General features: G+C 40.9%; 4 protein-coding genes and 1 pseudogene. All 5 read left to right on the top strand.

What is annotated here, in order from left to right:
• Positions 1–351 precede the first annotated feature (351 nt).
• The 5 genes and pseudogenes from ACXAGC_RS20215 to ACXAGC_RS20195 all read left to right on the top strand — a co-directional run bounded on the left by ACXAGC_RS20215 (position 352) and on the right by ACXAGC_RS20195 (position 2,924).
• Positions 352–460, top strand: a pseudogene (locus ACXAGC_RS20215).
• Positions 461–603: 143 nt separating this feature from the next.
• Positions 604–906: a hypothetical protein gene (locus ACXAGC_RS20210; RefSeq protein ID WP_474846778.1), complete on the top strand. Its 303-nt coding sequence runs from the start codon at positions 604–606 to the stop codon at positions 904–906.
• Positions 907–1,036: 130 nt separating this feature from the next.
• The gene (locus ACXAGC_RS20205; protein WP_474846776.1) at positions 1,037–1,906 is read left to right on the top strand and encodes a hypothetical protein; all 870 of its coding nucleotides are present in this window, start codon (positions 1,037–1,039) and stop codon (positions 1,904–1,906) included.
• A 112-nt stretch (positions 1,907–2,018) separates the two neighbouring features.
• Complete coding sequence (locus ACXAGC_RS20200) at positions 2,019–2,414, top strand: hypothetical protein (protein WP_474846774.1); 396 nt, start codon at positions 2,019–2,021, stop codon at positions 2,412–2,414.
• A gap of 123 nt (positions 2,415–2,537) precedes the next feature.
• Positions 2,538–2,924 (top strand): tautomerase family protein, encoded by a 387-nt coding sequence (locus tag ACXAGC_RS20195; RefSeq protein ID WP_474846772.1) that lies wholly within the window; start codon positions 2,538–2,540, stop codon positions 2,922–2,924.
• Positions 2,925–3,388 lie beyond the last annotated feature (464 nt).

Here is a 3,388-nt window from a genome sequence, read left to right as displayed (position 1 = left end):
TGTAGATGTTGTGAAAAGAACGTCCCAGTAGAGCGTCCTAGAATTTGCCCTGAGTGTAGACATGAATTTAAGGGAAATGGCTGGGATGGGATTGATGCTCACTGGAAATCAAAACACGAAGATGTAATGTCTTACAAAGAATTTTGGAATGGGCTTTGTAAAGCTCACAAGGTATAACTGTTTTAATGACTTAGGGCTAGGAACAACTGCGAATATTGACTTTGATGCCTCGCTCGGATTTGAACTATCTGTGAACGCTCCGAAAATTACACAGGTGCAAGATAAAAAGATGACGAGCAATAGTAAGGGGAACTTTATGAAAAACGTGAAAGGTGGAATCGTGGCGTTACTGGAGCTGCTGGTTGCAGATTCTCATCCGAGCGAGTGGCAAGAAGGAAAATATGGACAGATGTTCGCCTAGGAGCGCGCCTTGGGGGTTCAATTCCCCCGAGCTCCACCATTTTTTAGTACCGGCACATAACAATCACATTAAGTCGGTCGCAAGCTCCCTGGGACAGTAACACGTGGGCTCTGTCGCTTCGCTCGGATTTTAGCCCACGTATTACTGCCCCTTATGTGGGTGTTATAAGCCAAGAGGTTTTAATGGACTTTAAAGACCTACCACTGCACGATGGATTAGTAAAAAATATTTCTATAAATTGGTCTAATAGATCGGCAGAGATTGTATTGGAATGTTTCTTACTTTCAAACCAAGCTGCTCGGCCATGTTCGTTGTGTTTTTCCAATGTTTCATCAGTTAATCTGCCAATGGTTGCACCTTGGGGTGAATCGAGTTCAATTAATGCCGCAAAATATGAAAACAACACTTTCCAAATTGAAATGCAAAGTGGTGACACATTACAAGTAGAGGCGGCTACCTTTGACTTTGAAACAATTGGCTTATAACAAACAAATTAAGTCGCTCGCAGGCTCGCTGGGACAGTAACACATGGGCTCTGTCGCTTCGCTCCGATTTTAGCCCATGTACTACTGCCCCTTATTTGGGTGTTAGTGTACAAGGAGGTTTTATAGACATATGAGATTTTTTGAGTGGTTTTTGAATTTAACTTTATCTTGGCGTTTATTAATAAGTGGAGCCATGATCTACCTTGGGGGGCCAGCATTCATTGGCTTTCTTAGCGAATATGCAACATATTATTACGCACTCAAGAGTGGAGTCAGGCCGCCTGTTGAGGGGATTCCATACCTGTCGGCTACCGTGACTCTTGCCAGTCTTTTCATGGTAGTAACAGTTAGTATTGTTTTTTATCTCACGAGGATAATTGTCCGGTATTTCATTGGGAATATGATTTTATCAATCTCCGGGTATTTACATGCGCCGAGTTTGATTCTAAAGTCCCTAAAAAAACTATTTTCTTTTGAAAATAAGTCATTAGATAAAACTACCGAGAAAATAAGCGAGGCTACAAATCTAATAAAGCATGCATCTTTTAAGCAAGTTGCAACTACCTGTCTTATTATGGGCTCTCTAACATTCACAGCAACTTATTTATTAATTTCTGACGAGAAAGATAATCCTATTTGGTTTGCTGTTTTTGCATGCACCTACTCTAGTGCCTTGCTATTTAGCTTATGGAGAGAGTGGGTCATGAAATTTATTGCCTTCATTGGCGTAGTATTGTTTTATATTTTTTCGATATCTCTTCTTTTTAATCAGAGTCATTATTCGAATTTTTTGCAGATAACAGGTTTTGGTGGTGGGCAGGTCATACTTATTAAATTAAAAGAAGAGCCTGAGCTAATCGAGATGAAATTGATTTTGAGATCAAAAGAGTGGTTTATAGGCTTCTCACCTGATGATAAAAATATAGAAATTCCAAACGAATCAGTTGAAAAGATAACCTACGAACGAAATATCAGCGCGTACACTAACAAACTGCTGTAGTCGCTCGCAGGCTCGCTGGGACGCAAACACATGGGCTGCGTCGCTTCGCTCCTAAATTTTAGCCCATGTGTTTCCGCCCCTAAGCAGGGTGTTATGTATCTAAGAGGATTAAATGGGAATTCAGTCTTGTTTTGAAAAATATGGAGCAACTCTTAAAAACGTTCAATGGTCAGTATCGGCCTTAAATTCTAAAGGGGAACTCGTTTGCAGTCTTTGGAACCAGTATTTTAAGTCAGGTACAGAACCTAAAACCATCAAGTATGTAGATAAAGTCTCTAGGTGGTCTGGGAACGGAAATCTAGAGTTTAGAAAGAATATTGCAGAAGCTTATGAATCTAATCGGGTAATAAGAGCTGTAATAGCTCGCACAAGTGATGAAAAAGCAGTCAGTGAAGGCAAGGATGCAAGTAAGCTAAAGAATAAGTTTCATATACGTGAGGACTGGGCAGGTAAGGTAACGGTCTGGGACGAAGACAACTTTGAAATTGTATTCAAATCCGATACATAACAATCACATTAAATCGGTCGCAAGCTCCCTGGGACAATAACACGTGGGCTCAGTCGCTTCGCTCGGATTTTAGCCCACGTGTTACTGCCCCTTATGTGGGTGTTATACATCAAGGAAAGAACTGTGGTAGTAATCTATGGAATAGATAGTCGACTAAATCCAATAAAGCGTCAGCTCTCAGACGTTATTCATGCGTGTATGCAATCCGAGATGGGAATGCCAGAGGACAAGCGAGCACATCGTTTTGTACCTCTATCATCAGACAATTTTTTCTATCCGGGTGGGCGGTCAGACTCCTACACGGTCATTGAAATAAACATGATGAAAGGTAGAAAGCCTGAGACTCAGAAATCCCTTATTAAATCGCTGTTCAGCGAAATCTCGTCAACTTTAGGGATTTCATCGGTAGATATCGAAATTACAATCAAGGAACAAGAAAAGTATCAGTGGGGTTTTCGTGGTATTACGGGCGACGAGGCGGTAGATTTAAGCTACAAGGTAAATGTATAACAAACGCATTAAATCGCTCGCAAGCTCGCTGGGACGCTAACACATGGGCTGCGTCACTTCGTTCCTAATTTTAGCCCATGCGTTATCGCCCTTTATGCGGGTGTTATGTGACTTGAGGCAGGCATCACATGGAAAGTCTTTATTTTTTTGCATTTGCTTTAATAGGCCTCGTCATTTCTATGCTGCCATGTTGGGCTGTGCTTTCATTTCCAAACTATTGGCTTAAAAACTTTTCTCATATTCCTGCAAAGCGGCTTTCATTTGTCTATTTACTTTGTTCGTTCGCGGTCGCGTATTTATCCAATTTAGAACTCGAAGGCGGCATAATAACAGCATTCATATTTAGCTCAGCTTTCTGCTTTCCCCTTGCACTACTGTCTATAGTATTGTTTTATTTCCATAATGTGTTTGTAAAAATAAGCAAGAAGGCGTAAGTCACATAACAATCACATTAAGTCGCTTCG

It is taken from the genome of Alteromonas sp. AWJ4_197, from assembly GCF_056160285.1.
This window is presented reverse-complemented; position numbering and strand designations above follow the sequence as displayed.